The sequence below is a fragment of the Nostoc sp. FACHB-888 genome (genome assembly GCF_014696655.1).
Taxonomy (GTDB): Bacteria; Cyanobacteriota; Cyanobacteriia; order Cyanobacteriales; family Nostocaceae; genus Nostoc.
Map to the genome: position 1 here is coordinate 1 of NZ_JACJQM010000263.1, position 4784 is coordinate 4784.

At 46.4% G+C, this 4784-nt stretch carries 5 protein-coding genes; all 5 read left to right on the forward strand.

Translation table 11 applies throughout. The annotated features are described in order from the left end of the window. Positions 1–126 precede the first annotated feature (126 nt). Entirely contained in the window at positions 127–441 is a 315-nt protein-coding gene (locus H6G26_RS38495) for a hypothetical protein (RefSeq protein ID WP_190736993.1), read from the forward strand. Between the two features lie 29 nt (positions 442–470). Beyond that, the gene (locus H6G26_RS38500; RefSeq protein WP_190736995.1) at positions 471–1070 is read left to right on the forward strand and encodes an alpha-ketoglutarate-dependent dioxygenase AlkB; all 600 of its coding nucleotides are present in this window, start codon (positions 471–473) and stop codon (positions 1068–1070) included. A 373-nt stretch (positions 1071–1443) separates the two neighbouring features. Then, positions 1444–1833, forward strand: a complete 390-nt coding sequence (locus H6G26_RS43480; protein ID WP_242054289.1) for a hypothetical protein — start codon at positions 1444–1446, stop codon at positions 1831–1833. Between the two features lie 13 nt (positions 1834–1846). Continuing rightward, the gene (locus H6G26_RS43485; protein WP_242054290.1) at positions 1847–2848 is read left to right on the forward strand and encodes a DUF3854 domain-containing protein; all 1002 of its coding nucleotides are present in this window, start codon (positions 1847–1849) and stop codon (positions 2846–2848) included. Continuing rightward, positions 2836–4656 (forward strand): plasmid replication protein, CyRepA1 family, encoded by a 1821-nt coding sequence (locus tag H6G26_RS43490; protein WP_347242590.1) that lies wholly within the window; start codon positions 2836–2838, stop codon positions 4654–4656. Before H6G26_RS43485 ends, H6G26_RS43490 begins: the two co-directional genes overlap by 13 nt. Positions 4657–4784 lie beyond the last annotated feature (128 nt).

Below are 4784 nucleotides of genomic sequence, written 5' to 3' on the forward strand. Positions count from 1 at the left end.
TTGTAACTTACTAGCAGCAATTTATAACTATGAGTTAAATTTAGCAATTCCAAAATGCAAACCCTTGACTATAACATAAAAGTAATTTTGCAAGAGGTCTAGTTACTCGCTGCGATCGCCCAACAGATGGCACAGCAAGAACAGCATTTACTCCAACAACAACAGCAACAAACTCAAATCTTGGCGAGACTCAAAGCAGTTGAAGTTGAGCAAGATAGGGTGAATACACCATGCGGCCATAAATATAGTGTTGTTGGTTTCGCTAATCTTCAAGGTTTAGAAATATCGGTAAAAGAAGCGGGTAGGAAAGGTCGAAAAGCCAGTGCATTGTGCAGAAAAGAAGGAATAGAAATAGAACGCATTCATGACCCACGCTTTGGACGAGTTGGTTTGTATCCAGAAAGTATTTTGGTTGAGGTTTTTAAAGCCGAACAGAATTAATAGCAGTTTCTTATTTTGAGAAAAGTACCATGCAACAACTCAATTTGTTTCAGGAATCAACCCCAGTTTTACCCATCACTTACTACCCCGATTTCTTAAGTCAAGAACTTGCAAACGAACTCTACCAACACTGTTTGAAACTGGAGTGGCAGCAAAATCAAATCAGGATGCTGGGTAAAACAATGCCTGTCCCCCGCCTGGAGTGCATTTATGGTGATGCCGGATGTGATTACCTTTACTCCAACAGCGTGTTTTTGAAACCACTATGTTGGACAGAAGCTCTGTCTAGCTTACGGGACAGAATCACCGCATTGACTAGTTACGAGTTCCGCATCGTCATCGGCAACCAGTACTGCACTGGCCAAAATTCAATCGGCTGGCACGCTGATAATGAGCCATCGATGGGACTTAACCCTGCCATTGCATCCATCAGCTTGGGGTCATGTCGCAAGTTTCAGATCAAACCGAGAAATGGCAAACCTACTGACTTCTGGCTGGAACACGGAAGCTTGCTTATAATGCACCCCGGTTGTCAGTCTACTCATCTGCATCAAGTTCCCAAGACCAAAAAAGTCGTTAGCACGCGTATTAATCTCACATTCCGACCACACACCGGAGGAGGCAGATAAACACAACTCTATGACACCAAGTCAAATCACGATTAAAACTCTTGGTGACAAAACAGTGCTTTTCTTTACAAAGCTTAAAACCTATCTCAAACAACCTAGCAGCAATACCTTTAAGCTTCAAACCCAAAATCAAGAGGAGATTTAATAGTGATTGGATTCTTTAATTGCCCAAAATCGGTTATTCTGACTGCTTGACTAGTACATTTGTACTACTACTTGTTCTTACTTCTCCAGCTTTCATACTCATAACACACCTTTGTTGATTGCTGATATTCATTTAACGCTTCTTTAACCCGTGTCTGCGTAACCAACATCCATTAGCGGTATGTCCATATACCGCTAACTTATCCATGCGTTTATTTTTGGAGGGAATATGAACATTATTGATACACATCAAAATCCGAATAATCAGCTAGCTCCTAACCATTGGCACGAATGGGTAGTCAATTCAGCCGTTGACCCCACAATTACTGCGCTAAATGTCCGCTCTCTGGGTGGAAATGAAGTATATGAATACCTTTTATACGCTCTCCCCCAAACTGCTCGACGTAATGATGGGCGATTGCGCGATGGCTACTTGAAAAGATATGCCCACGTAGAGTCGGGTGCATGGTGGGTTAGTGGACTCGACCCCCTCAAGAATTGGCAACCGATGGACTGGGGACGGATGAAACCTGATTGTCCTCGCTTGGAATGGGATAAGGCAACTCAAGAGCAAACCCAAAAGCCAGTTAAATATAGAATCGCCACCCAAAACTCCTAACCGAGTTACTTACTTGAGAGTACCGCTACACATTTGGCGGTTGATAGCTCTGCGGTATGACGTGCCAATGCCAGAGCATATTACTGTAACCTCGGATGGTGAAGCTTTAGGGTTCTGGGCTTGGGTAATGGCACATCCCGAAATACCTGTAATCCTTACCGAGGGCGAGAAGAAGGCTGGTTGTCTGCTGACTCTTGGGTATGTAGCGATCGCACTCCCTGGAATCTGGAACGGGCGCGTGGGCAAGGAAGACTTGGAATACCTGCACCCCGATTTAGTCCCAATGGCTCAAAAGGGTCGCAAATTCGTTATCCTTTTCGACTACGAAAGCAAGCCCAAAACCAAACAGCAAGTTTTTGCTGCTACTCGCCGCACCTGTCAAGTCATTCTCCAACTTGCTCTCGAGTGCGAAGTAGCAGTTTTGCCTGGGCCAGAGAAAGGAATTGACGATTGGGTTGTGGCTCTGGGCAAGAAAGCTGAGAAAGCAGTCAGTACGATGATTGCTGATGCCTTGAGAGTCAGCGAGTTAAACCAAAGATTTTTCATTAATCGCGCCAGAGGGCTTCGCAAATTCAAACCCAATTGCGTTGTCAATACCCGCTATCTTTCCACGGTTATCCGCTCACTGCCTCAATCGGGGTTAGTGGGTTTGGCTTCCGACATGGGTACTGGCAAGACTGAAATCTTGGCGATGATGAGATTTGATAACCCAGACTTGAGCTTTTTGAACAATGGGCATCGGGTGACTCTGTTGAAAAATCTTAGCGATCGCTTACAAACAGCAATGTACTCTGCGATTTCTTGCGGTGACTGGGCTAAAGCAAAAGCACTGAGTATCACCGTAGACTCACTGTATAAGATGGCGAATGATTTACAGGCTTACGATATTCTATTTATTGATGAAGCTTGCCAGTACCTTGCACACTTGCTCAAATCGAAGACCTGTAAGGAACACCGGGGGCTATCCTGGAAGTACTGGAGTATCTGGTTTATAATGCCAAGCTGGTTGTTTTAGCAGATGCTCACTTGGATGACCTGACAATAGAATTCTTCATGCGAATGCGACCATCTGGTGAAAAACCCTACATCATCAAAAACGAATATCGTTCAGGTGGCCGTCAGGTTTATTGGTACGAGGGGAAAAACAGCAGTGCGATCGTTGCAGAGTTCCACGCTCAGTTGATGCTGGGTAAAAAGTTGATGATGGTCAGTGATAGCAAGCGGTTTATCAAAAAGCTGGAACGCGCTTTGAATGACGGGACATCAATAGATGATAACGACGAAACACTGGAATCAGCCGAAGACCGCAAGTTACGAGTGTGGGCTATTCACTCCGAGAACAGTGGCAGTGAGGAAAATGTGATTTTCATCAAGGAGATTAACATTGCCATTAAGAATATCGATGCTTTTCTAATTACTCCCAGTCTCAGTTCAGGGGTTGACATTTCCAGCTATCATTTTGATGCCGTGTTTGGCGTGTTTCATGCTGTCTCGCAGTCGGCTACAGAATGCGCCCAACAGTTATGGCGGTATCGCCCAGATGTGCCGATGTATGTTTGGGTGGCCCCACGTCCTCCTTTCGGTTACGCCGAAACTAATGCGCGACGCATCAAGGAACAGATTCTCCAGAAGAATGAAATGACTGCCTTTCTCATCCGCATTGACAGAGAGACAGGCAGACGTGGGGCAGAGAAGGACTGGGCATTAGATGCTAGTTGTCAGATTGAAGCGCAACGCAATTGGTCGATTAATAATTTACGGGACGATTTGCGATCGCTACTTTCAGAAATGGGCAATACCATTATTTCTGCCGGGGATGCTGGTGATGAAGGGGCTTCGCGGTGGATGAAAGCGGCAGGAATTGCCATCAATGAGGAGCATTTTCGCAAAGTTGCCAATGCCAAAGATATTGACAGGAAGACTTACAACAGCAGGCAGCATCAAGATTATCTCAAGCCGGAGGAAGTTTTGGAATGTGAGAAGTTCCGCATTCAGGATACTTACGGGATGAGCGTAACCCCTGAACTGGTTGAGCAAGATGACGGGGGACGCTTAATTAAAAAGATTGTCGCACTCGAAGCGATATTGGCCACACCAGGGGAAATGGTCACTGATGACCAGGGGCGAGAATTTATTCCACCGCCGGCTATTGTTGCCGAACGCGATAAATCGGAACGCGATCGCCTCGCCATCTGCACCGACTGGAGCAATCATTCTACCGCGTGGTTGATGCGTCATCGGCTGGGACTTAGGGCTGTGCTGATGCCTATGATGGCTGGGGTTGAGATTAAAGGGGACGAAGCGATGATTCAGGCTTTGGCAGAGTTCTCCAAGCGCAATGCATCTCACGTTAAGGGGATTCTCAATCTAACCATCCCGCTATCGGAGTCTGCTTTGTGGATTTTGGGGCAGTATCTCTGGCAACTCGGTTTGTCCACTGAGTCACGAAGACCAATGGAGGATGGGCAGAGGGTTCGGTATTATCGGCTGAATACTTCTGATGTCAAGTTTATCCAGAAAGTGCTTTCTTATCGGCTTCGTCAACGGGAGGATAGGGAACGAAAGCGTCAAGAGGAGCAAGAGAAAAATGCGGCTTATACGGCTAGGATGCAGATGCAGTATGGAATTGAGCAGAGGGGCAGAAGTCTATGGCAGGAACCGATAACGCGAAACGGGGGAGCCGAGGAGCAGAGGGGAAAATTAGTAGAAGTATCTCCTCTGCACCCCTGCTCCCCTGCTCCCCTGCCTTCTTCATCGCCGTCCACACCCCCCAATGAAATAGATGGAGATAATAATAGGGGGGGTATGGACGAATGGCACTAAGAAAAGCCGAAACGCTTGTGTATTAAACAGTTTGCAACTGCTTTCTTAATTCATGCCGGGGTTTGGTCATTAAGGGATAAGCTTTCGGGCGGCGTTTACGGACTCGTGGTTCGTTTCTAGCAGGACGG

What these genes read in the sequence shown, in the direction of transcription:
- H6G26_RS38500 (WP_190736995.1), top strand. Translation starts at nt 471, where the DNA reads ATGCAACAACTCAATTTGTTTCAGGAATCAACCCCAGTTTTACCCATC.
- H6G26_RS38495 (WP_190736993.1), top strand. Translation starts at nt 127, where the DNA reads ATGGCACAGCAAGAACAGCATTTACTCCAACAACAACAGCAACAAACT.
- H6G26_RS43480 (WP_242054289.1), top strand. Translation starts at nt 1,444, where the DNA reads ATGAACATTATTGATACACATCAAAATCCGAATAATCAGCTAGCTCCT.